Annotated in this window: 22 protein-coding genes; 9 read left to right on the forward strand and 13 right to left on the reverse strand. The window is 67.2% G+C overall.

All coding sequences use genetic code 11. The features are described 5' to 3' along the window. Positions 1 to 4: 4 nt before the first annotated feature. The 3 genes from trpC to SB771_RS29430 are packed head-to-tail and all read left to right on the forward strand — an operon-like array spanning position 5 to position 2,344. Positions 5 to 790 (forward strand): indole-3-glycerol phosphate synthase TrpC, encoded by a 786-nt coding sequence (gene trpC / locus SB771_RS29420; protein WP_175661943.1) that lies wholly within the window; start codon positions 5 to 7, stop codon positions 788 to 790. Further along, on the forward strand, positions 790 to 1,416 hold the full coding sequence (locus SB771_RS29425; protein WP_175661942.1) for a CYTH domain-containing protein: 627 nt from the start codon (positions 790 to 792) through the stop codon (positions 1,414 to 1,416). Before trpC ends, SB771_RS29425 begins: the two co-directional genes overlap by 1 nt. Before the next feature lie 13 nt (positions 1,417 to 1,429). Then, positions 1,430 to 2,344 (forward strand): uracil-DNA glycosylase, encoded by a 915-nt coding sequence (locus SB771_RS29430; protein ID WP_175661941.1) that lies wholly within the window; start codon positions 1,430 to 1,432, stop codon positions 2,342 to 2,344. A gap of 99 nt (positions 2,345 to 2,443) precedes the next feature. Here the strand turns inward: SB771_RS29430 and SB771_RS29435 are convergent, their stop codons facing one another. The 4 genes from SB771_RS29435 to SB771_RS29450 form a co-directional block, all read right to left on the reverse strand. Further along, positions 2,444 to 3,040, reverse strand: a complete 597-nt coding sequence (locus tag SB771_RS29435; protein WP_175661940.1) for an FMN-dependent NADH-azoreductase — start codon at positions 3,038 to 3,040, stop codon at positions 2,444 to 2,446. A gap of 147 nt (positions 3,041 to 3,187) precedes the next feature. Next, entirely contained in the window at positions 3,188 to 4,987 is a 1,800-nt protein-coding gene (locus tag SB771_RS29440) for a M61 family metallopeptidase (RefSeq protein ID WP_175661939.1), read from the reverse strand. 115 nt (positions 4,988 to 5,102) lie between these two features. Further along, positions 5,103 to 5,831 (reverse strand): DsbC family protein, encoded by a 729-nt coding sequence (locus SB771_RS29445; RefSeq protein ID WP_012363004.1) that lies wholly within the window; start codon positions 5,829 to 5,831, stop codon positions 5,103 to 5,105. 90 nt (positions 5,832 to 5,921) lie between these two features. Next, complete coding sequence (locus SB771_RS29450; RefSeq protein ID WP_011655865.1) at positions 5,922 to 7,100, reverse strand: UbiH/UbiF family hydroxylase; 1,179 nt, start codon at positions 7,098 to 7,100, stop codon at positions 5,922 to 5,924. Positions 7,101 to 7,348: 248 nt separating this feature from the next. On the opposite strand from SB771_RS29450, the gene ychF reads away from it, so the two are divergent. After that, positions 7,349 to 8,443: a redox-regulated ATPase YchF gene (gene ychF, locus SB771_RS29455; RefSeq protein ID WP_011655864.1), complete on the forward strand. Its 1,095-nt coding sequence runs from the start codon at positions 7,349 to 7,351 to the stop codon at positions 8,441 to 8,443. Positions 8,444 to 8,530: 87 nt separating this feature from the next. Here ychF and SB771_RS29460 read toward each other — a convergent pair whose 3' ends face one another. The 5 genes from SB771_RS29460 to SB771_RS29480 form a co-directional block, all read right to left on the reverse strand. Further along, the gene (locus tag SB771_RS29460; protein WP_175661938.1) at positions 8,531 to 8,944 is read right to left on the reverse strand and encodes a lysozyme inhibitor LprI family protein; all 414 of its coding nucleotides are present in this window, start codon (positions 8,942 to 8,944) and stop codon (positions 8,531 to 8,533) included. Positions 8,945 to 8,952: 8 nt separating this feature from the next. Beyond that, positions 8,953 to 9,453 (reverse strand): glycoside hydrolase family protein, encoded by a 501-nt coding sequence (locus SB771_RS29465; protein WP_410721837.1) that lies wholly within the window; start codon positions 9,451 to 9,453, stop codon positions 8,953 to 8,955. A 307-nt stretch (positions 9,454 to 9,760) separates the two neighbouring features. After that, the gene (gene gabP / locus SB771_RS29470; protein WP_175661936.1) at positions 9,761 to 11,152 is read right to left on the reverse strand and encodes a GABA permease; all 1,392 of its coding nucleotides are present in this window, start codon (positions 11,150 to 11,152) and stop codon (positions 9,761 to 9,763) included. Between the two features lie 438 nt (positions 11,153 to 11,590). Further along, positions 11,591 to 11,935, reverse strand: a complete 345-nt coding sequence (locus SB771_RS29475; RefSeq protein WP_175661935.1) for an MmcQ/YjbR family DNA-binding protein — start codon at positions 11,933 to 11,935, stop codon at positions 11,591 to 11,593. A gap of 103 nt (positions 11,936 to 12,038) precedes the next feature. After that, positions 12,039 to 13,301, reverse strand: coding sequence for an MFS transporter (locus tag SB771_RS29480; RefSeq protein ID WP_105834588.1), 1,263 nt, complete (start codon positions 13,299 to 13,301; stop codon positions 12,039 to 12,041). Positions 13,302 to 13,494: 193 nt separating this feature from the next. On the opposite strand from SB771_RS29480, the gene gcvA reads away from it, so the two are divergent. The 3 genes from gcvA to ettA all read left to right on the forward strand — a co-directional run bounded on the left by gcvA (position 13,495) and on the right by ettA (position 16,674). Continuing rightward, positions 13,495 to 14,412 carry a transcriptional regulator GcvA gene (gene gcvA / locus SB771_RS29485; RefSeq protein ID WP_105834589.1) on the forward strand — a complete coding sequence of 306 codons (918 nt, stop codon included), beginning with the start codon at positions 13,495 to 13,497 and terminating at the stop codon, positions 14,410 to 14,412. A gap of 96 nt (positions 14,413 to 14,508) precedes the next feature. Beyond that, on the forward strand, positions 14,509 to 14,817 hold the full coding sequence (locus tag SB771_RS29490) for a DUF3761 domain-containing protein (RefSeq protein WP_105834590.1): 309 nt from the start codon (positions 14,509 to 14,511) through the stop codon (positions 14,815 to 14,817). 189 nt (positions 14,818 to 15,006) lie between these two features. Next, complete coding sequence (ettA, locus tag SB771_RS29495; protein WP_006752677.1) at positions 15,007 to 16,674, forward strand: energy-dependent translational throttle protein EttA; 1,668 nt, start codon at positions 15,007 to 15,009, stop codon at positions 16,672 to 16,674. A gap of 130 nt (positions 16,675 to 16,804) precedes the next feature. Here the strand turns inward: ettA and SB771_RS29500 are convergent, their stop codons facing one another. The 4 genes from SB771_RS29500 to SB771_RS29515 are packed head-to-tail and all read right to left on the reverse strand — an operon-like array spanning position 16,805 to position 20,118. Continuing rightward, positions 16,805 to 17,428: an HAD family hydrolase gene (locus SB771_RS29500; RefSeq protein ID WP_175661933.1), complete on the reverse strand. Its 624-nt coding sequence runs from the start codon at positions 17,426 to 17,428 to the stop codon at positions 16,805 to 16,807. Further along, positions 17,425 to 17,976 (reverse strand): cysteine hydrolase family protein, encoded by a 552-nt coding sequence (locus SB771_RS29505; RefSeq protein WP_175661932.1) that lies wholly within the window; start codon positions 17,974 to 17,976, stop codon positions 17,425 to 17,427. Before SB771_RS29505 ends, SB771_RS29500 begins: the two co-directional genes overlap by 4 nt. 55 nt (positions 17,977 to 18,031) lie before the next feature. Next, positions 18,032 to 19,846, reverse strand: coding sequence for an aminopeptidase P family protein (locus SB771_RS29510; RefSeq protein ID WP_175661931.1), 1,815 nt, complete (start codon positions 19,844 to 19,846; stop codon positions 18,032 to 18,034). Continuing rightward, positions 19,843 to 20,118, reverse strand: a complete 276-nt coding sequence (locus tag SB771_RS29515) for a hypothetical protein (protein ID WP_006755625.1) — start codon at positions 20,116 to 20,118, stop codon at positions 19,843 to 19,845. Before SB771_RS29515 ends, SB771_RS29510 begins: the two co-directional genes overlap by 4 nt. 171 nt (positions 20,119 to 20,289) lie before the next feature. Here SB771_RS29515 and SB771_RS29520 point away from each other — a divergent pair, with 171 nt between their 5' ends. Beyond that, a complete protein-coding gene (locus tag SB771_RS29520; RefSeq protein WP_011655852.1) occupies positions 20,290 to 21,051 on the forward strand; it encodes a response regulator transcription factor in 762 nt (253 codons plus the stop codon). A gap of 26 nt (positions 21,052 to 21,077) precedes the next feature. Next, entirely contained in the window at positions 21,078 to 22,376 is a 1,299-nt protein-coding gene (gene hemA / locus SB771_RS29525) for a glutamyl-tRNA reductase (protein WP_012362992.1), read from the forward strand. The last annotated feature ends 3 nt before the right edge of the window (positions 22,377 to 22,379 follow it).

Consider the following 22,379-nt stretch of genomic DNA (forward strand, 5'->3'; position numbering starts at 1 on the left):
CCACATGAGCGACATTCTCGACCGAATCATCGCCGTCAAGCGCGAAGAAATCGCGGCGGCCATGCGCAGCGCGCCGCTCGAGGCACTGAAACTGGAAGCATCGGCGCGCGACCTGCGCGACTTCGTCGGCGCACTGCGCGCGAAGCAGGCGGCCGGCCATGCGGCGGTGATTGCCGAAGTGAAGAAGGCGAGCCCGTCGAAGGGCGTGCTGCGCGAGCATTTCGTGCCGGCCGACATCGCGCGCTCGTATGCGGCCCACGGCGCCGCGTGCCTGTCCGTGCTGACCGACGAGCAGTTCTTCCAGGGCAGCGTCCGCTATCTCGAGGAAGCGCGCGCGGCCTGCACACTGCCGGTGCTACGCAAGGACTTCATCGTCGACGCGTACCAGATCCTCGAAGCACGCGCGATGGGCGCCGACGCGATCCTGCTGATCGCGGCCGCGCTCGACACGCCGCTGATGCAGGACCTCGAGGCGTATGCGCACTCGCTCGGCCTCGCGGTGCTGGTCGAAGTCCACGACCGCGACGAGATGGAACAGGCGCTGACGCTGAAGACACCGCTGCTCGGCATCAACAACCGCAACCTGCGCACGTTCGAGACGACGATCCAGACCACGCTCGATATGCTCGACATGATTCCGCCGGAACGCATCGTCGTGACCGAATCGGGCATCCTGTCGCGCGCCGACGTCGACACAATGCGCGCGGCGAACGTGAACGCGTTCCTCGTCGGCGAAGCGTTCATGCGCGCCGAGCAGCCGGGCGAGGAACTCGCGCGGATGTTCTTCTGATGGCGATCGAAACGGAAATCAAGCTGGCGCTGCCGGCCGGTCAGGCCGATGCCGCGCGGCGCTTTTTAGCGACGCTGACCGGCGAAGACGGCGACGTCATCACGCTCGCGAACGTCTACTACGACACGCCCGATCTCGCGCTGGCCCGTTCGAAGAGCGCGGTGCGCGTGCGCCGCACGCCGCATGGCTGGCTGCAGACCTTCAAGACGGTCGGCAGCGCGCGAGACGGCCTGCATAGTCGCCACGAATGGGAGTTGCCCGTTGCCGGCGATGCGCTCGAAATCGATGCGCTCGTCGCCGCGTGCGACGTGCCGGACGCTGCCGCCGCACTGCGCGACGCGGCGCCGGCGCTGCACGCGCTGTTCCGGACGGATTTTTCGCGTACGCTGTGGCGCATCGCAATCGGCGGTGCAACCGTCGAGGCCGCGGTCGACGTCGGCGAGATCGTCGTCCAGACGGAAAACGATACGCGCCGCGAACCGATCAGCGAAATCGAACTCGAACTGATCGACGGCCCGGAAGCGGCGCTCGCGACGCTCGCCGCCGAACTGCAGCAGGCGCTGCCGGGCCTCGCCCCCGAAAACATCAGCAAGGCGCAGCGCGGCTACCGGCTGCGCGCGCAATAAACACGCATCACGCATGGCAACCCGCAAGACTCTCCGCACGCCGCAGCAGGCGTCGCTGTTCGACGATCCCGTGCCGGAAACGGCGCAGGACGATGTTTCCGCCACGGCGCCCGCGCCGGCCGCTGCCGGGCGCAAACCCGCAAGGAAGGCCGCAGCGGCCGCCCCGGTTTCCGCCGCGCCGCAGCCCGCGCGCCCCGTTGTCGCGAACGTCCCACACCTCGCCGCACAGTTCGACGCGCTGCCGGCCGTCTGGCGCGACGTGTTGAAACCGTTCACCGACAGCGACGCGTATGCGCCGCTGTGCCGCTTCGTCGACGACGAGCGCGCGGCCGGCAAGACGGTCTACCCGACCGACGTGTTTCGCGCGCTGCGCCTGACGAGCCCGGACGACGTGAAGATCGTGATCCTCGGCCAGGATCCCTACCACGGTGACGATCGCGGCACACCGCAGGCGCACGGCCTCGCGTTCTCGGTGCCGCCGGCCGTCCGCACGCCGCCGTCGCTGCGCAACATCTTCAAGGAAATCGCCGCGAATTTCGGCCACGACACGCCGCGTCACGGCTGCCTCGACACCTGGGCGCGCCAGGGCGTGCTGCTGCTCAACACCGTCCTGACGGTCGAGCGCGGCGCGGCCGCGAGCCACGCGAAGCGCGGCTGGGAGCAATGCACGGACACGCTGATCCACGAACTGGCCAACCGCCATCGCGGGCTCGTGTTCATGCTGTGGGGCGCGCACGCGCAGGCAAAGCGCGCGCTGTTCGATGCGAGCGCCCACTGTGTGCTCGAGGCGCCGCATCCGTCACCGCTGTCCGCACACCGCGGCTTCCTCGGTTGCCGCCACTTCGCACTTGCGAACGACTATCTCGTCGAAGCGGGCCGCGAACCGGTCGACTGGCGCCTGCCTGAAGTGGCCGAAACGCTCGCATAATCGCGTTCCGCTTTTACCCGCACCACGCAAAACGCCGCGCCCTTTCGGGACGCGGCGTTCTTTCATCCGGCGACGCAACGCGGGCGCGATGCGCCGGCGTTACGCGGCAGCGATCGCTTCGCGTGCGCTGGCGAGTGCCGCGCTCTGCGAATCCGGCCCGAGGTTCAGGCCTTCCGCGTGGATGAAGCTCACGTCGGTCAAGCCGATGAAGCCGAGGAACGTGCGCAGGTACGGCGTATGGCTGTCATTCGGGGTACCGAGGTACTTGCCGCCGCGCGCCGTCACCACGTAAACCTTCTTGCCCTTGATCAGCCCTTCCGGACCGTTCTCGGTGTAGCGGAACGTGACGCCTGCGCGGGCGATCCAGTCGAAATACGCCTTGAGTTGCGACGAGACGCCAAAGTTGTACATCGGCGCACCGATCACGATGATGTCGGCGGCTTGCAGTTCGGCGATCAGCGCATCGCTCTTCGCAACGATCGCATTCTGTTCCGCGCTGCGCTGGTCGGCCGGCGTGAAGAATGCGCCGAGCACCGATTCGTCGAGGTGCGGCAGACCGTCGGCCAGCAGGTCGCGAACCACGACCTTCGCGCCGGCGTTCGATTGTTGCAGCTTTGCCGTCAGTTCGTTGGCCAGCAGCGTGGATTGCGCACCTTGCGAGCGCGCCGCGGAATTGATTTGCAGAATGGTCGTCATGTCAGGCTCCAGTTGGGCTGCGCTTCGGTAGCGCGAGTGACGCCATTGTGCGTGGCCGCATCGTCGCGAAAAAGCGGCTCACGGGCGACGGATTGTTGCACCAGCAGAACAATCGATGGTCGCGCCCCTAAAGCCGCTCGTGCAGGATCAGCCCTTGAGCCACAACTCCCGCGACTTGCGCGCGGCGGCCGGTTTCGCGTCCGCTGTAAGCCGGTAGCGCATGATCTCAGGCCCGTCCAGCTTCAGTTTCGCGGTCCGCAGCTCGTCGCGGCGGAATGCGTGCACCTCGACCTTGTCGCCCGGCCGGTAGCGCGCGAGCAGCGCGTCGAGATTCGTGCCGGTGACGCGCAGCCCGTCGAGCGCGATCAGCGTGTCGCCGGCCGACAGCCCCGCGCGATGCGCGCCGCCGCCCTCGTACACCGCCGCCAGCGTGCAGTCCGCCCCGCCGCGCAGACGCGCGCCGATCGTCGGTTTCGCGGCCGCGCCAGCCGCGACCTCGGGCGCGAGCGTCACGCCGAACGGCGCGAGCAGTTCGGCGAGCGGCAGGTCGCGCGTGCCGTGCACGGCGTCGGCGAACAGTCGGCCGAGCGCCACGCCCGTCGCTTCCTCGATCAGCGCCTCGACCTCATTTTCCTCGACGCCCGCCTGCTTGCCGCGATAGAACTCACGCCCGTAGCGCTGCCATAGCAGACGCATCACGTCGTCCAGCGACTTGCGGTCGCGCGTCTGCGCGCGGATCGCGAGATCGAACGCGAGCGCGACGAGCGAACCCTTCGTGTAATAGCTGACGATCGCGTTGGTCGCGTTCTCGTCCTGGCGGTAATACTTGATCCACGCGTCGAACGAGCTGTCCGCGACGCTTTGCTTCAGGCGCCCCGTACCGCGCAGCACGCCGCCGACGGTACGGCCGAGCGCCGCGAAATACTCGTCCTGCGACATCAGCCCGCTGCGCACGAGCATCAGGTCGTCGTAATACGACGTGAAGCCCTCGAACAGCCACAGCAGCGACGTGTAGTTCTCCCGCGCGAGGTCATACGGCACGAACGCGGCCGGCTTGATGCGCTTCACGTTCCACGTGTGGAAATACTCGTGGCTGCACAGGCCGAGATACGTGCGATAGCCTTCCGTCGTTTCCGGCCGGCCCTTCACCGGCAGGTCGGTGCGGTTGCAGATCAGCGCGGTCGACGCACGGTGCTCGAGGCCGCCGTAGCCGTCGCTGACCGCGAGTGTCATGAACACGTAGCGGTCCATCGGCGCCTTCTTCGATTTCGGCTCGAACAGCGCGATCTGCGCTTCGCACACGCGCTTCAGGTCGGCGCGCAGCCGCTCCATGTCGAGCTGCGTCACGCGCCCGGCGATCACGATGTCGTGCGGCACGCCGTGCGCGTCGAACGTCGCCAGCGCGAATTCGCCGATCGTCACCGGATGGTCGGTGAGTTCGTCATAGTTCGCGGCTCGATATGCGCCGAACCCGTAGCGCCTGGTGCCGCGCGCCTCGGGCAGCGACGTGCCGACGCGCCACGTGCGGAACGCCGCGCCCGCCGGTTTCGCGATGTCGACTTCGCACGGTACATCCTCGCGACCGGCGACGCTCAGGAACACGGCCGTCGCGTTGAAGAAGCCGCCCGATTCGTCGAGATACGCGGAGCGGACCGACAGATCCCACGCGTACACGTCGTAGCGCAGCGTCAGCGTGCCGTTCACCGGCGCGGCCTGCCACGTGTTCTTGTCGGTTTTTGCGATCCGCACCTTGCGGCCCGCGTCGTTGAACGCGGCGAGCGTCACGATGTTGCGCGCGAACTCGCGCACGAGGTAGCTGCCGGGAATCCAGACCGGCAGCGAGAAGCGCTGGCCTTCGGGATCGGGATCGGTGACCGTCACCGACACTTCGAACAGGTGCGCGGCAAGATCTTTCGGGGCAATCGAATAACGGATCGGCTGGGTCATCGTGGCAATCGGTCGGAAATCGGACGGAATATGGCGGCGGAAACGAAGAGAGGCGCCGGCAGATACCACGGGCGCCCCTCGCTGGCCGGGCCATGCGGCCCGGCGTGCCGGTCGGTTACTTGCTCGACGCGAGCGCCTGGTTCAACTGATCGGCCGACACCGCGCCCGGCAGGCGACGGCCGTCGGGCAGGAAGATCGTCGGCGTGCCCGTCACGTTCATCCCGCGGCCGAGCGCGAGGTTCTTGTCGAGCGCGCTCGTATCGCAGTTGCCGGCGCCGGACGGCGCGCGATGCTCGAGCATCCAGCCTTCCCAGCTTTTCGCGCGGTCGGTCGCGCACCAGATCGCCTTCGACTTCGTGGTCGAATCGGGCGACAGCACCGGGTAGAGGAACGTGTAGACGGTCACGTTGTCGACCGACTGAAGCGTCGTCTCGAGCCGCTTGCAGTACGGGCAGTTCGGATCGGAGAACACCGCGATCTTGCGTGCGCCGTTCCCCTTGACCACCTTGATCGCGTTCGCGAGCGGCAGGCTCGCGAAGTCGATCTTGTTCAGGTCGGACAGGCGCGCGTCGGTCAGGTTCTTGTGCGTCTTGGTATCGACGAGATCGCCGAGCAGCACGTAGTCGCCGGCTGCATCGCTATAGATGATCTGCGTGCCGAGGTTGACTTCATACAGGCCCGCGACCGGCGATTTCGACACGCTCTTGATCGGCGCGTCGCTGCCCAGACGCGCTTGCAGCGTGGCTTTCAACTTGTCGGTGGTCTGGTCGGCCTGCGCGGTGCAGCCGAGCGTCGCCATCGTGACGGCCAGCGCCAGCGACGCGATGCGGATCGTTTTTTTCATCCTGTTGTTCCTTCAGCTCAATCGGAGTGCACGTCACAGTGTACGCCGTAACGGAGCCCTGTCCGACAGGCCGGGCGCGCGAAGGTTCGATCAGCCGAGCGCGGCCGACACGAGCCAGCGCTTCACGAGCGGCTGCGCGCCGACGAACGCCATGCCCGCATTGCGCACCGCCTTCGCGAACGAGCCGGGCACCGCGAACAGCCGCTGCAGCCCGTCGGTCGCGACCATCAGCGCGCGGATGTCCTCGCGGCGCGAACGCTCGTAGCGGCGCAGCAGCACCGTATCGCCGAGGTTGCGGAAGGATTCCTTGTTCGCGATCGCATCGGCGAGCGCCGCGACGTCGCGCAAGCCGAGATTCATCCCCTGCCCCGCGAGCGGGTGGATCAGGTGTGCGGCATCGCCGACGAGCGCGACGCGCGGGGCGATCAGCTTGTCGACGGTCTGCAGCGCGAGCGGGAAACCGGCGGCCGGCGTCACGCATTCGAGCGTGCCGAGCTGCCCGTGCGACACGCGCTCGACTTCGGCCGCGAGTTGCGCGGGATCGAGCGCGAGCAGTTCGTCCGCGTGCGCGGTGTGCGCGGACCACACGAGCGACACGTGACCATCCGGCAGCGGCAGCAGCGCGATGATTTCGCCATCGCGGAACCATTGGGTGGCGGTCTCGCGGTGCGGGAGCGATGCCTTGAAGTTCGCGACGACGCCCGTCTGCCGGTAATCGCGCCGCTCGATCCTCGCCCCCATCTGGGAGCGCACCCAGGAATGCGCGCCGTCCGCGCCGACCACGAGATCCGCTTCGAGCACTTGCCCCGACGACAGCGTGAGCACGGCCGCGTCGTCGCGCACGTCGAAACCTTGTGCGCGCGCATCGAACCACGTGAGGTTCGGCTGGAACCGCAGCGCGGCGTCGAGCGACGTCTCGATCAGCGACGATTCGGCGATCCACGCAAGCTGCGGTACGGACGCCTGGTAGGCGGAGAAATGCAGTTCCGCATGCGCGTCGCCGTACACCCGCATGTCGTAGACCGGCGCGAGCCGGCCATGGTCGAGCGCCTGCCAGACCCGCAGCCGCTCCAGCAATGCCTGCGAGCTGGACGACAGCGCGTAGATGCGCGTGTCGAACGCGAGATCGGCGGGGCGCGGCGCCGCCGGCTGGGCGAGCAAGGCGGTCTTGTAGCCGGACTGGGTCAGCGCGAGCGCGGCCGTCTTGCCGACGAGCCCGCCGCCGACCACGGCGACGTCGAAGGTGTGGTGGGCAGTCATGGCGGGCATTATAGCCGCGGGGCCAATCCCTTACGCGGCCGGACTTTGCGGGAAATCAGCAGAATCGCGGCCTGGCCCGGCGGCGCGGCGGCCCGACGCATCGGGCGTTCGGGGGAAGGCCGGAAACCGGGGCGTCGGCACGGTACAATAGCGGCTTCGAACATCGGCCCGCCGCGCCCCAGGCGCCGGCCGTCCCTATTTTTCCCGCGCCGCCGCGCTTTGTCCGGCCGCGCCGCCTCACCGGTCCGAAGGATTCCATGAGCCTCAAATGCGGCATCGTCGGCTTGCCCAACGTCGGCAAGTCCACCCTGTTCAATGCGCTGACCAAGGCCGGCATCGCCGCCGAGAACTACCCGTTCTGCACGATCGAGCCGAACGTCGGCATCGTCGAAGTGCCCGACACGCGCCTGAAGGCGCTGTCCGAAATCGTGAAGCCCGAGCGCGTCGTGCCGGCCGTCGTCGAATTCGTCGACATCGCCGGCCTCGTCGCGGGCGCGAGCAAGGGTGAAGGCCTCGGCAACCAGTTCCTCGCGAACATCCGCGAAACCGATGCGATCACGCACGTCGTGCGCTGCTTCGAGGACGACAACGTCATCCACGTCGCCGGCAAGGTCAGCCCGATCGACGACATCGAAGTGATCAACACCGAGCTCGCGCTCGCCGACCTCGCCACCGTCGAGAAGGCGCTCACGCGCTACTCGAAGGCCGCGAAGTCGGGCAACGACAAGGAAGCGGTGAAGCTCGCCGCGGTGCTCGAGAAGGTGCGCGCGCACCTCGACCAGGGCAAGGCCGTGCGCGGCCTCGATCTGTCGGACGAAGAGCAGGCGCTGCTCAAGCCGTTCTGCCTGATCACCGCGAAGCCGGCGATGTACGTCGCGAACGTGAAGGACGACGGCTTCGAGAACAACCCGCACCTCGACGCGGTGCGCAAGTACGCGGAAAGCGAGAATTCGCCGGTGGTCGCGGTGTGCGCGGCGATCGAGGCGGAAATCGCCGATCTCGACGATGCGGACAAGGAAGCGTTCCTCGCCGACATGGGCATGGAAGAGCCGGGCCTCGACCGCGTGATTCGTGCGGGCTTCAAGCTGCTTGGCCTGCAGACCTACTTCACCGCGGGCGTGAAGGAAGTGCGCGCGTGGACGATCCACATCGGCGACACGGCGCCGCAAGCGGCCGGCGTGATCCACACCGACTTCGAGCGCGGCTTCATTCGCGCGCAGACGATCGCGTTCGACGACTTCGTTTCCTACAAGGGCGAACAGGGTGCGAAGGAAGCCGGCAAGATGCGCGCGGAAGGGAAGGAATATGTTGTGCACGACGGGGATGTGATGAACTTCCTGTTCAACGTCTGATACATCGACAAACACTGCTTCTCGCAGTGTCACGGCACCCCGGAAAGGCCCGCAGAAGTAGCGGGCCTTTTTTTATTCCGCATTGGTTTACGAAGGTTTGCGGGAGGCGCTCGCGGACAATCTTTTCGTCATTTTCTTCGTCGCCTCCGTTGCACAGATCGCCCGTGCTGCAGGACGCATTGACCCGTCACCCCATGCGTGACGCGTCGATTTTTCGCATGATGCGTCGCGCGCCCTCTTCCACTTCGCAATCTGCGCGTCGAGCGCCTTCTTGCGCCGCGGTTGCTCGCCCGCCTGTTTATCGACGACGCGCTGCAATTCCCGCTCGGCGACGAGTTGATCGCGCCATGCACAGAAATTCATGCTCGTCTGATTCGAATCGCAGTCGCTGAGCAACGCATTGACCTCGCTTGCCGGCAAACCACTGCGCGCTGCTATCTCGTCGGCTGGCGTCGGACCGGCAAATACATTCGTCGACACCAGCACGAAAAAAGCGATCATGGCCCGTCTCACTGTGCCCTCTGTTGTGGCTGAAACGGCGCCGCTTTGAGCCGACGCCGATTGACAAGGCCGTTCGAACGGACGGGCGCCAGGCGACGCCCGTTCTCGTCTCGCGGAAGAATCCAGACGAGCTGACTCATGTGTGACACCACGCCCGCATCATCGCTCTGATTCGCCGAACGCAGCGCAGCCAGCGCGCCTGTATTACCGGCATTGTATGTATAGCTGACGAGCTCATCGAATTGCGCCTGCGTCAATTGCCGAGTTGAAACATGTCGTCGCACGGCGGCCTCTGCCCGTCTAACACGGGCTGCAAGTTGCGCATTCACCTGCGTCGTCGTAACCGGCCTGCGCAATTCTTCCGGGGTGCAGGGCCCGGTATGAGCAAGCGTCCCGACACCATAAGTGCAGTTGTTCGCCTGATCGTTGTAGTAAGCCATCACCGCGCTTTCCCGGCGACGCAGCTCGGCCCAGCCCGTTTCACTCAATCGCATGCTCTCATTCGCCATCTGTCACCCTCCCGGCATGACCGCTAATCGCGAGTCGACTTCATCGTTCACTTCGGTTGTCGAAGCGAACAATGTATGAAGTTGCCGTTGTCGATGAAATCAGACGAGTTCGATTTTTGTGAGTCGAGATGTCGATGACGCGCCATGTTGCGGAACGCCTTGCATCGCCAGGGGCAAGCGCATTTGCTTACTCGTGAAAGACAAATGGCCCGAGCGGCACACGCCGATCGGGCCATTTTCACGACGGGAATTCCCGCGCCGGAAGGCAGCAGATGCTCAGCGCAGCCGCCGCTCGATCACGTCGTCATTACATCGCCGACACGCGCCGCCCTTCACTGACCCGCGCATCACGCCCCCGCTTGTTCAGCCATGCAGCAAACAGCACGATCAGCGCCAGCACGGCCGTCGCCCCCACTTCCATCCGGTGTTCCTCGCTGACGAACATCACGGTCAGCGTACCGCAAATGAACAGGATCACCGCCCACGTGAGCCACGGGAACAGCCACATCCGCAGCGGCAGGTCGGCGCCGCCCGATTCGAGCGTCTTGCGCATCCGCAGCTGCGAGATCGCGATCACGAGATACACGAGCAGCGCGATCGCACCCGACGTCGCCAGCAGGAAGCCGAACACCTGTTCCGGCATCAGGTAGTTGGCGATCACGGTCAGGAAACCGAACGCCGTCGATGCGAGCACGGCCGCACGCGGCGTGCCGGTCGAATCGGTGCGGTGCAGGAATGCGGGCGCGTCCTTGCGCCTGGACAGCGAGAACAGCATCCGCGACGCGGTGTACAGCGCGGAATTCAGGCAGCTCGCGACCGACACGAGCACGATCACGTCGATGATCGCCTTCGCGTTCGGCACGCCGATCAGCTCCATCGCGCGCTGATACGAACCGTGCTTCGGCAGCAGCGGATCGTTCCACGGCACGATGGCCGCGACGACGAGGATCGAGCCGAGATAGAACAGCGTGATGCGCCAGATCACCGAGTTCGTCGCACGCACGATCTGGCGTTGCGGGTTATCCGATTCGGCGGCCGCGATCGTCACGATCTCGGTGCCGAGGAACGAGAACATCGTCGTCAGCATCGCCGCGAGCACCGCGCCGGCGCCGTGCGGCATGAAGCCGTCATGCGCGAACAGGTTCGACACGCCCGACACGGCCGGCGCAGGAACGATGCCGACGATCGCCGCACCGCCGATGCACAGGAACACGACGATCGCGACGACCTTGATCAGCGCGAACCAGAATTCGAATTCGCCGTAGTTCTTGACCGAGAAGAGATTGGTGATCGTCAGCAGCAGCGTGATGCCGAGCGCGAAGATCCAGGTCGCGACGCCGGGGAACCACGCATTGAGAATGGTCGCGGCGGCCGTCGCCTCGATCGGGATCACGAGCACCCAGAACCACCAGTACAGCCAGCCGATGGTGAAGCCTGCCCAGTGGCCGATCGCGCGATCGGCATAGGTCGAGAACGAACCGCTGTCCGGATGCGCGACGGCCATCTCGCCAAGCATACGCATCACCAGCACGACCAGCACGCCCGCGATCGCATACGCGAGGATCGAAGCCGGGCCGGCCTCGGCGATCGCGTGGCCGGAGCCGACGAACAAGCCCGCGCCGATGACGCCGGCAATCGACATCATCGTCACGTGACGCTGCTTCAGGCCCGTGCCGAGGCCTGTGTTGCTTCCACTCATATGTCTCTCTCCAAAAAACGGTTCCGGTACGACCGGGGGTCTCGTGAAGGCGGCGCGGGGAGTTGTCGTTGTTGAACCGGGCAGCCCGCCGCGCGTGCGCGGCATGCGGGCAGAAAGCCGGATCGAGCCTGGTTCGGTCGGTGCGCGACGCAGTCTGCGAAGCTGCAGGTGCGATGCGGCACTCGGGGATGCCGGCGCATCGCGTGCGCCCTTTCCGTCGGCTGTCGGTCAGCCGCCTTCGAAGCGAACGAGTGTAAGCATCAAACGGTTCTTCACTAAGAACCAATTGAAGAATTTCGATGGAACCACTTGTTGCATCGATGTGAATCGATGCAACGGTTGGTCCGGTTGGGCGTCCGTTTGGCGCGCCGGCAAATCGGGCCGCGGACCCGTTCCGTCGAAGAGGTTCGTTCGCCGCACTGGCGCCGCGCCGGATGCTCAGTTCTCGCCGCGTGACTCTTCGTCCCGCCATTTGGCCGGCGCGATCGCCTGCCATTCTCGCAAAAGGAGATTTTTCACGGCGTCGGGATGCGCGGCCGACAGGCGCACCAGGACGATGGGCCAGCCCGCGTAGTGGTCCGTCACGTAATAGACGTCGGGCTCCGATTCGATCAGCCACGCGCGCTCGTCGGGGCCGACGCCCTTCACGACGAGCGTGTCACCGTCGTCGCGCAAGCGCGCGAGCATCTTGCCCTTCACCTTGAGCGCGGGCGTGCCGTACGACGTGCCCTCCTCGACACCGCGCCATGCCAGCGCGATCCGTCGCACTTCGTCGAATGTCACGATGCGCCTCCTTCCGTCGATGATCGACGCCCCGCACACCGTAGCGGAAATCGTGGATGACGCCTAGCCGCAAGCGCGTGGCCGCGCGGCCGGCGACGCGTGCCTAGCGGCCGGCCGCGCGCACCGTCAGCGGCGCGCGCCCGGTGGTGGCGACGATCGCGAACGCGATCGCATTGGCGGCCGCGCTGGCCAGGATCGGCACGAGATAGCCGCCGCCCGCGTCGTAGATGAAACCGGCCGCGGCGGGCCCGATCAGCGTGCCGAACGCAACGCTCGTGTACAGCACGCCGATGATCGCGCTCACGTTGCGGCCGCCGAAGTAGTCCATCACGACGGCGGGCAGCACGGCGACCCAGCCGCCGTAGAACACGCCGAACACGAGTGCGAACGCGGCGAGCGTCGCGACGCTTCCGGCACCGGCCCACGCAACGAGCGCGACGGCCATGCCCGCGAACATCGCGAGCAGCGACGCGCGGCGGCCGAAGCGATCGGCAAGGCCGCCGAGGAAGAAGCGCCCTGCCGTGCTGCCGACGCCGATCGCGCCGAGCAGCAGCACGGCCGTCGACGGCGCGACGCCATGATCGAGCGCGTACGGCACGAGGTGCACGAACGGCACGAAGACGCCGAACGAGCACACGAGACACGCCGCGTAGAGGCTCGCGAACGGCCGCGACGCGACGGCCTCGCGCACGGTCGCGCCGGCCGGAACCGATGACGCGGCACCGGGCAGCGCATCGCCCGGTTGCGTACGCGCCACATCGCCGTCGGGCAGCAAGCCGCGCCCGCGCGGGTCGTTCTCGATCAGCAGCGACATGCCCGCGCCCACCACCACCGCGATCGCCGCCAACGTGACATACGCGCCTCGCCAGCCGACGTGCGCGATCAGCGCGGACGCGAGCGGCGGCATCACCAGCGTGCCGACGCCGATCCCTGCGACCGCGAGCCCCGACGCGAAGCCGCGCCGCCGCACGAACCAGCGTTGCACGGCACCGACGGCCGGCACATACGCGCAGCCGACGCCGAAGCCGACACCGAGCCCGTACGCGACATAGACCTGCAACAGCGTATGCGCGGCACCGGCTGCGGCGAGACCGGCGGCCGTCAGCAACATGCCGGCGACGGCGAGCCGTCGGGAGCCGAAGCGATCGGCAAGCGGGCCGCTGACGATGCCGAAGCCGAAATACAGGAAGCCGGCCAGCGAGAACACGAGCGAGATCTGCCCGCGCGACGCAGCGAAATCCCGCTGCAGCGATTCGACGAACGCGCTGAACGTGTACGCACTGCCGAAGCCGACGAACGTGACGGCGAACGCGGCCGCCACCACATACCAGCCGTAGAAGACGCGCGATGCGCGCGGGCCGCTCATGACGATACTCCTCCCGGGTTCCGCCGGACGCCGCGCGGCACCCGAATTGCCTGATGGATATAGTTGAACTATGTTGATCGCATCGGTCGCCGCAAGTCAGTCGCGACGAATGCGATCCGATGCGACAACGGTACTCGCGCGCATCCATTGCCTCAAACGATATTTCATCGGCCTTTCGCTTTAGAAAAACTGAATGAACCGTTCCCGCCTGCCGCCCCTCAACGCGCTGCGTGCGTTCGAGGCGGCGGCCCGCCACCTGTCGGTGAAATCCGCGGCGCAAGAGCTGTCGGTCACACCCGGCGCGGTGAGCCAGATGATCCGCACGCTCGAGCACCACCTCGGCGTGCAGCTGTTCGAGCGCGTGAATCGCGGCATTCTGCTGACCGCCGCGGGCCGCGACTACCTGCCCCCCGTGCGCAACGCGTTCCGGCAAATCGCCGACGCGTCGCAGCGCGTGTCGGGGGCCGCCGACAGCGGCGTGCTGACGGTGAGCGTCACGCCGTTTTTCGCGTCCGCGTGGCTCGTGCCGCGCCTCGCGCAGTTCCGCGACGCGTGCCCGGACATCGACCTGCAGATCGTCACGAGCCATGCACTCGCCGATTTCTCGCGCGACGGCGTCGACGTCGCGATCCGCCACGGTCTCGGCCGTTACATCGGCTTGTGCAGCGAACGGCTGCTGACGGTGGAGATCGTCGCGCTGGCGGCACCGGCACTCGTCGCGCGGCTGGGCATGCCGGCCACGCCCGCCGACCTGGCCGGATGGCCGCATCTGCACGACGCCGAGCGCAAGGGCTGGCACATCTGGTTCGACGCGCAGCGGATCGACGATTTCGGTCCGCCGCGCGGCCCCGCGTTCGACGATTCCGGCCTGTTGCTGCAGGCGATTCTCGCCGGCCAGGGCGCGGGCCTACTGCCGGCGGCGATGGTGCGCAACGAGCTCGCGAGCGGCCGGCTCGTGCAGCTTGCCGACATCGCGTGGCTCGACGACTTCGCGTACTACCTCGTCTACCCGCCGCATCATGCGGAACGTACGAAAGTCGCGGCGTTCCGCCGCTGGATTCTCGAGGCCGCGCAAGCCGACGGCGCGGCCTCGATGACCGGCGCCGCGTAGCGTCGCCGCACCTCGGCGCAGCGGCACCGATCTTCGGCCGATCGGCTAACATGCGGCCCGGGATCGACAGCAGATAACAACATCCGGAGAGAGACCATGCCTGCCCAGCTCCGCCGCGCGATGCGCATCGCGACCCTGTCCGCCGCACTGTTCGCCGCGTGCGCTGCCGTGCCACCTGCGGCGCACGCGTATCGCGCGTCGCCCGGCTACAGCAACGAAGCCGACCTCGACCGGCACGACACGTACCGCAATCGCGACGGCGACACCGTCCATGCGCCGGCCCATTCGAAATCGGGCCGCGTGCCCGAGGGCGCGAGCGCGCGCTGCCGCGACGGCACGTACAGCTTCAGCCGCCATCGGCGCGGCACCTGTTCGGGGCACGGCGGCGTGGCCGCGTGGCTGTGAACGCGGGTCGGCCGAATGGCCGGCGCGGTGCCAGCGGCAGCCGGCGGCGAAGTACAATACGCGCTCGCGCCGCCAACCCGCGGCGACACCGCCGCGCCCCGCGCGGCACGCTCCGTACCGAATCACCCGACGCACCGCAGGCCCATGCGCCGCGAGGCAGTCTCAACCCATTCTGACTTTCACACCCAAATGGCCCAATACGTTTTCACGATGAACCGGGTCGGCAAGATCGTGCCGCCCAAGCGCCAGATCCTGAAGGACATCTCGCTGTCGTTCTTTCCCGGCGCGAAGATCGGCGTGCTCGGCCTGAACGGCTCGGGCAAATCGACGCTGATCCGCATCATGGCGGGCGTCGACAAGGACATCGAAGGCGAAGCGACGCCGATGCCGAACCTGAACATCGGCTACCTGCCGCAGGAACCGCAGCTCGACCCGACGAAGACGGTGCGCGAAGCCGTCGAGGAAGGCCTCGGCGACCTCTTCCAGGCGAACAAGAAGCTCGAGGAAATCTACGCCGCGTACGCGGAGCCGGACGCCGACTTCGACGCGCTCGCGGCCGAGCAGGCGAAATACGAAGCGATCCTCGCGTCGAGCGACGGCGGCAGCCCGGAGCAGCAGCTCGAAGTGGCCGCCGACGCGCTGCGCCTGCCGGCGTGGGACGCGAAGATCGAGCACCTGTCGGGCGGCGAAAAGCGCCGCGTCGCGCTGTGCAAGCTGCTGCTCGAGAAGCCGGACATGCTGCTGCTCGACGAGCCGACCAACCACCTCGACGCCGAATCGGTCGACTGGCTCGAGCAGTTCCTGGTGCGCTTCCCGGGCACCGTCGTCGCCGTCACGCACGATCGCTACTTCCTCGACAACGCAGCCGAGTGGATTCTCGAACTCGACCGCGGCCACGGCATTCCGTGGAAGGGCAACTACAGCAGCTGGCTCGACCAGAAGGAAGAGCGCCTGAAGCAGGAAGAAGCATCGGAATCGGCGCGCCAGAAGGCGATCAAGAAGGAACTGGAGTGGGTGCGCCAGAACCCGAAGGGCCGCCAGGCGAAGTCGAAGGCGCGTATCGCGCGCTTCGAGGAGCTGAACAGCCAGGAATACCAGAAGCGCAACGAAACGCAGGAAATCTTCATTCCGGTCGGCGACCGCCTCGGCAATGAAGTGATCGAGTTCAAGAACGTCAGCAAGGCGTTCGGCGATCGCCTGCTGATCGACAACCTGAACCTGAAGATCCCCGCCGGTGCGATCGTCGGCATCATCGGCCCGAACGGCGCCGGCAAGTCGACGCTGTTCCGGATGCTGACCGGCAAGGAACAGCCGGATTCGGGCGAAGTCGTGATGGGCCCGACCGTGAAGCTCGCATACGTCGACCAGAGCCGCGACGCGCTCGATGGCTCGAAGACGGTGTTCGAGGAAATCTCGGGCGGCGCCGACGTGCTGACGGTCGGCAAGTACGAAACGCCGTCGCGTGCGTACATCGGCCGCTTCAACTTCAAGGGCGGCGACCAGCAGAAGATCGTCGGCAACCTGTCCGGCGGCGAACGCGGCCGCCTGCACCTCGCGAAGACCCTGATCTCCGGCGGCAACGTGCTGCTGCTCGACGAACCGTCGAACGACCTCGACGTCGAAACGCTGCGCGCGCTGGAAGACGCGCTGCTCGAGTTCGCGGGCTCGGTGATGGTGATCTCGCACGATCGCTGGTTCCTCGACCGGATCGCGACGCACATCCTCGCGTTCGAAGGCGATTCGCAGGTCACGTTCTTCGACGGCAACTACCAGGAATACGAAGCCGACAAGCGTGCACGCCTCGGCGAGGAAGCCGCGAAGCCGAAGCGCCTGCGCTACAAGCCGATCAGCCGCTGAACGGCGCGGCCCGGGCATCCGGCACTGCGGCGACGCGGGGCCGGATGCCGAAAGCGGCCGCCGCCGGATCGGCAAAACGAAAAAGCGGGCCGCTGGCCCGCTTTTTTTATCCGGCTGCCGTTCGGCCGCCCTACGCGAGCGCGCCCAGTTCACGCAGGCGCGCCTCGGTCGCGGCCGCGCTCGTGTGATGAATGCCATGCCAGCCGAGCGCCGTCGCGGCCGCCGCGTTGTTCGCGTTGTCGTCGATGAACACGAGCTCGTGCGGCGCGATGCCCGGCAGATGCGGATCGATCCGCGCGTGCATTTCGCGATAGATCGCCGGATCGGGTTTCACGAGCTTCACACGGCCCGACACGACGATGTCCTTGAAGCGCCGCAGCACCGGGAAGTTGTCCCATGCATACGGAAAGGTCTGCGCGGACCAGTTGGTCAACCCGAAGAGCGGCATCCCCTGCGCGTCGAGGCGGTCGACGAGCGCGGCGCCTTCGTCGAGCACGCCGCCGATCATCTCGTGCCAGCGTGCGTAGAACGCGCGGATCAGCGCCTCGTGCTCCGGAAACTTCGTGACGAGCTCGCTCGTTCCCTCATCGATCGTCTGCCCGCCGTCCTGGCGGATCACCCAGTCCATCGCGCACACGTGCGTGAGGAACCAGCGGCGCTCGGTTTCGTCCGGAATCAGTTGCCGGTACAGATAGTCGGGGCTCCAGTCGATCAGCACGCCGCCGAAATCGAACACCACGGCCTTGATCGTCATGCGAACTCCGTTGCAAGCACGTCCGCGAGCGGGCGCGGGCGCACCGCGTTGCCCGACAGCGTATTGTTTTCCCACACGAAGTGATGATGCGCGACGATCTGCGCGGCCGACAGGTGCGTGCGCTCGTTCGTCGTGTGCAGATCGGAGACGACGGTCGTCCGGTAGCCGAGCAGTGCCGCGCGGCGGGCGGCCGAATCGACGCAGAACTCGGTCGCATAGCCGCAGATCAGCACCGAACGGACACCGTGGCCGTCGAGCTGTGCGGCGAGCGGCGTGTCGTGGAACGAATCGCTCACCTGCTTGCGGATGCGCCAGTCGGCGCCTCCGACGATCAACGACTCGTGCAGTTCCCAGCCGGGCGTGCCGGGCACGATGTCGTCGTCCGCATCGCCGTCGTGCTGCACGAAGCACACGGGCGCGTTGGCCGCGCGCGCCGCTGCCGTCAGCCGGTTGATGCCCGATACGACGTCGTCGAGCCGGTACGCGGGCCGCGCCCGCTGCACCAGCCCGCGCTGCATGTCGATCACGATCACTGCGGTGTCTGCCATCGGTTGCCCTCTCGGTCATGGTCCGGCCGTCGTGCGGCCGGTTTCGCGTGTTGCGTCAGATCGGCTGCGTGCGCGCGTCGAGCCACGCCTTCGCGTCGCCGCTCACGTGCCGGCCGACACGCTCGCGGACGGTCGCGTGATACGCGTTCAGCCACGCGCGCTCTTCTTCATGCAGCATCTCGACGAGCACGCAGCGCGTGTCGATCGGGCACAACGTGAGCGTCTCGAACGCGAGGAAGTCGCCGAACTCGGTCTGCCCGCCCGCGCGGTTCACGACCAGGTTCTCGATCCGGATGCCCCACTTGCCGGGCCGGTATACGCCCGGCTCGATCGACGTGATCATTCCCTCTTCCATCGCCGTGTACGGCTCGGCCGGCGCGTAGTGCGAGATGACCTGCGGGCCCTCGTGCACGTTCAGGAAGTAGCCGACGCCGTGGCCGGTGCCGTGGCCGTAGTCGAGCCCGGCCGCCCACATCGGCGCGCGCGCGATCGCATCGAGCATCGGCGAGCGGATGCCGCGCGGAAAGCGTGCGCGCGACAGCGCCATCATCGACCTGAGCACGATCGTGAAATCGCGTCGCTGCAGGTCGCTGAGCGTGCCGACCGGCACGACGCGCGTGATGTCGGTGGTGCCGGTGGTGTACTGGCCGCCCGAATCGACGAGCAGCAGGCCGTCGCCGGCGATCGTCGCGTGCGACTCGGGCGTTGCGCGATAGTGCGGCATCGCGCCATTCGCATTGAAGCCTGCGATGGTGGCGAAGCTCGGCGACACGTAGCCGGGGCGCCGTGCGCGCGCGGCCGTGAGTTGCTCGTCGATCGTCAGCTCGGTGATGGTCTCGCGGTTCACCGCCTGCTCGAACCACGCGAAGAATTCGGCAAGCGCGGCGCCGTCGTGCTCCATCGTCACGCGCACGTGCTCGATCTCGGCGGATGTCTTGCGCGACTTCGCGAACGTCGACGGGTTCACCGCCTCGATCAGGTTCACGCCGGCCGGCACGGCCTCGAGCGTGCCGAACGTCACGCGGCGCGGATCGATCAGCAGCGTCGCGCCGTCGGGCAGCGCCGCGAGCGACGCGCGCACGGCGTCGTACGCACGGACCTCGACGCCGTCCCGCGCGAGCGACGCGGCCAGCGCCGGCGACACCTTGCCGTCGGCGACGAACAGCGTCGCGCGATCGGCACCGATCAGCGCGTGCGCGACGAACACGGGATTGAAGTTGACGTCGGCGCCGCGCAGGTTGAACAGCCACGCGAGATCGTCGAGCGTCGACACGAAATGCCATTGCGCGCCCTGCGCGTGCATCGCGCGGCGCACTTCGGCGAGCTTGCTCGCGCGCGTCGTGTCGGCCTGCGGCGCCAGGTGCTCGAACACCGCGTCGCCCGGCAGCCCCGGGCGCTCCGGCCAGATCGCGTCGAGCAGGTCGAGATCGGTGCGCAGCGCGATGCCGCGCGCGCTCAGCGCGGCCGTCAGCGCGCGCGCCGCCGTGACGCCGAGCACGGCGCCGTCGACGCCGACCGTCGCCCCGGCCGGCACGTTCTGCGCGAGCCAGTCGACGTGGGGCGCGCTCTGCTGCCCGCCCGTCATCTTCATCAGCTGGACGCCCGTGCCGGCGAGTTCGGCCTCGGCCTGGACCCAGTAACGGCTGTCGACCCACAAGCCCGCGAAATCCGCGGTCACGACCAGCGTGCCGACCGAGCCCGTGAAACCGGACAGCCAGCGGCGCGCCTGCCAGCGCTCGGGCAGGTACTCGGACAGGTGCGGATCGGCGGACGGCACGAGATAGGCGGCCAGATCCTCGCGGACCATCGCGCCGCGCAGCAGCGCGAGGCGGGCCGGCACCGGCGAGACTTCGGGGAGACGGGCATTCATGATTTCACCTGAGCGCTTTCGCGACGGGCCGACAGGGCGACCGTCACGGCTACGGCGAGGAACGCGACGCCGGTGCAGACCGGCCATTCGAGCGTTTCGCCATCGTAAAACAGTCCAGAGAGGTTGCCGGCCATGCGCGCGGCGGCGGCCCCCGCGATGCCGACCAGCACCACGATCCACCATGCCGGCCGGCCCGTGCGCCGCATCGGATGCAGCCACCGGCCGAACAGCCCGACGGCCGCTCCCAGGACAAGGATTCCAAACCAGTTCATTCGACGCCTTCTATAAATTCAGATTCGTCCCATAGGCGTGAACGTTGCCAGCGGCTAGCATCGATTCATCCATCGAACCCGAGATCAGCCGGGCGCCGCGAACATTCGAGTGTAGGGGCCGACCCGACGTTATGGCAAGCGCGCACCGGCAGCCGTATTGAAGAAATCCTCATGCGAATCGCCCTGATCGAGCCGGAGGCACGTCATGCTGCGCTCCTGAACCGCCTGCTCTTCGCCGGCGGTCATGTGTGCCACGCGTTTCCGTCCAGCGCGGCATTCTTCGAGTGGCTCGCCACCGATACCTGCGACATGCTGATCACCGGCAACTGGGCCGGCGATCAGCCCGCGGAGGAAGTCATTCCGCGCGCGCAGGCGATCCTGCCCGGGCTGCCGGCCATCGCCGTCATGCAGTTGCCGCGCGAAAGCGAGGTCGTGTCGTGCCTGCACGCGGGCGCCGACGACTGCCTCGTGCGCCCGGTGAGCGGGCCCGAGCTGCTTGCACGGGTCAATGCGCTGAGCCGGCGCGCCGGCGTCCGGCGACCGCCGAATCGCTCCCGAGAAATGTTCGGAGAATACGCATTCGACGCGACCCACAGCCTCGTGCGCTTCGGCGACGCGGTCGTCGCACTCACGCCGAAGGAGTTCCGCTTCGCGCAGCTGCTGTTCGCGAATCTGTCGCGGCCCGTGTCGCGCGCCCATATCCTCGAAACCGTCTGGGCGCGCCGGCGCGACATGAAGTCGCGCACGCTCGACACCCACGCGTCCCGGCTGCGCAGCAAGCTGCAGCTGCTTCCGGAGCACGGCTACCGGCTTCTGCCGCTCTACGGCTACGGCTATCAGCTCGACCGCGTGCCGATCGAGCCCCCAAATTCGAGGCCACGCCACGCTGATGCCCGGTATGCCGCGAGTGAGGAAATCGCCGAAACGCTATAATATGGGGCTAAACGATAGCCCGCGATATGCAACTCCTCACGATCGGAATCAACCACCACACTGCGCCTGTCGCTCTGCGCGAACGCGTGGCGTTTCCGCTCGAGCAAATCAAGCCGGCTCTCGTCACGTTCAAGAACGTGTTCCTCGGCCCGCACGCGCCCAATGCGCCGGAAGCGGCGATCCTCTCCACCTGCAACCGCACCGAACTCTATTGCGCGACCGACGATCGGGCCGCACGCGAGGGGGCGATTCGCTGGTTGTCGGAGTACCACCGGATTCCGGTCGACGAACTCGCACCGCACGTCTACGCGTTGCCGCAGTCGGAAGCCGTCCGGCACGCATTCCGCGTCGCGTCGGGCCTCGATTCGATGGTGCTCGGCGAAACGCAGATTCTGGGCCAGATGAAGGACGCGGTACGCACCGCGACGGAAGCCGGCGCACTCGGCACCTATCTGAACCAGTTGTTCCAGCGCACGTTCGCCGTCGCGAAGGAAGTGCGCGGCACGACCGAGATCGGCGCGCAATCGGTGTCGATGGCCGCCGCCGCGGTCCGTCTCGCGCAGCGCATCTTCGAAACGGTGTCGGATCAGCGCGTGCTGTTCATCGGCGCCGGCGAGATGATCGAGCTGTGCGCGACGCACTTCGCCGCGCAGAGCCCGCGCGAGCTCGTGATCGCGAACCGTACGGCCGAACGCGGCCAGCGGCTCGCCGAACGCTTCAACGGCCGCGCGATGCCGCTGTCGGACCTGCCCACGCGGATGCACGAGTTCGACATCATCGTGTCGTGCACCGCGTCGACGCTGCCGATCATCGGCCTCGGCGCGGTCGAGCGCGCGGTGAAAGCGCGCCGCCACCGGCCGATCTTCATGGTCGACCTCGCGGTGCCGCGCGACATCGAGCCCGAAGTCGGCAAGCTGAAGGACGTATTCCTCTACACCGTCGACGATCTCGGCGCGATCGTGCGCGAAGGCAACGCATCGCGCCAGGCCGCGGTCGCGCAGGCCGAGACGATCATCGAGACGCGGGTCCAGAATTTCATGCAATGGCTCGACACGCGCAGCGTCGTGCCGGTGATTCGTCACATGCATACGCAGGCCGACGCGCTGCGCCGGGCGGAAGTCGAGAAAGCGCAGAAGCTGCTCGCACGCGGCGACGATCCGGCCGCTGTCCTCGAAGCGCTGTCGCAGGCGCTCACCAACAAGCTGATCCACGGCCCGACGAGCGCGCTCAACCGCGTCAACGGCGCCGATCGCGATTCGCTCATCGACCTGATGCGCGGCTTCTACCAGCACGCGCCGCGCTCGAACGACCAGTCCGGCCACTAGCGC

The sequence above is a fragment of the Burkholderia sp. SIMBA_051 genome (assembly GCF_046534915.1).
GTDB classification, from domain to species: Bacteria; Pseudomonadota; Gammaproteobacteria; order Burkholderiales; family Burkholderiaceae; genus Burkholderia; species Burkholderia ambifaria.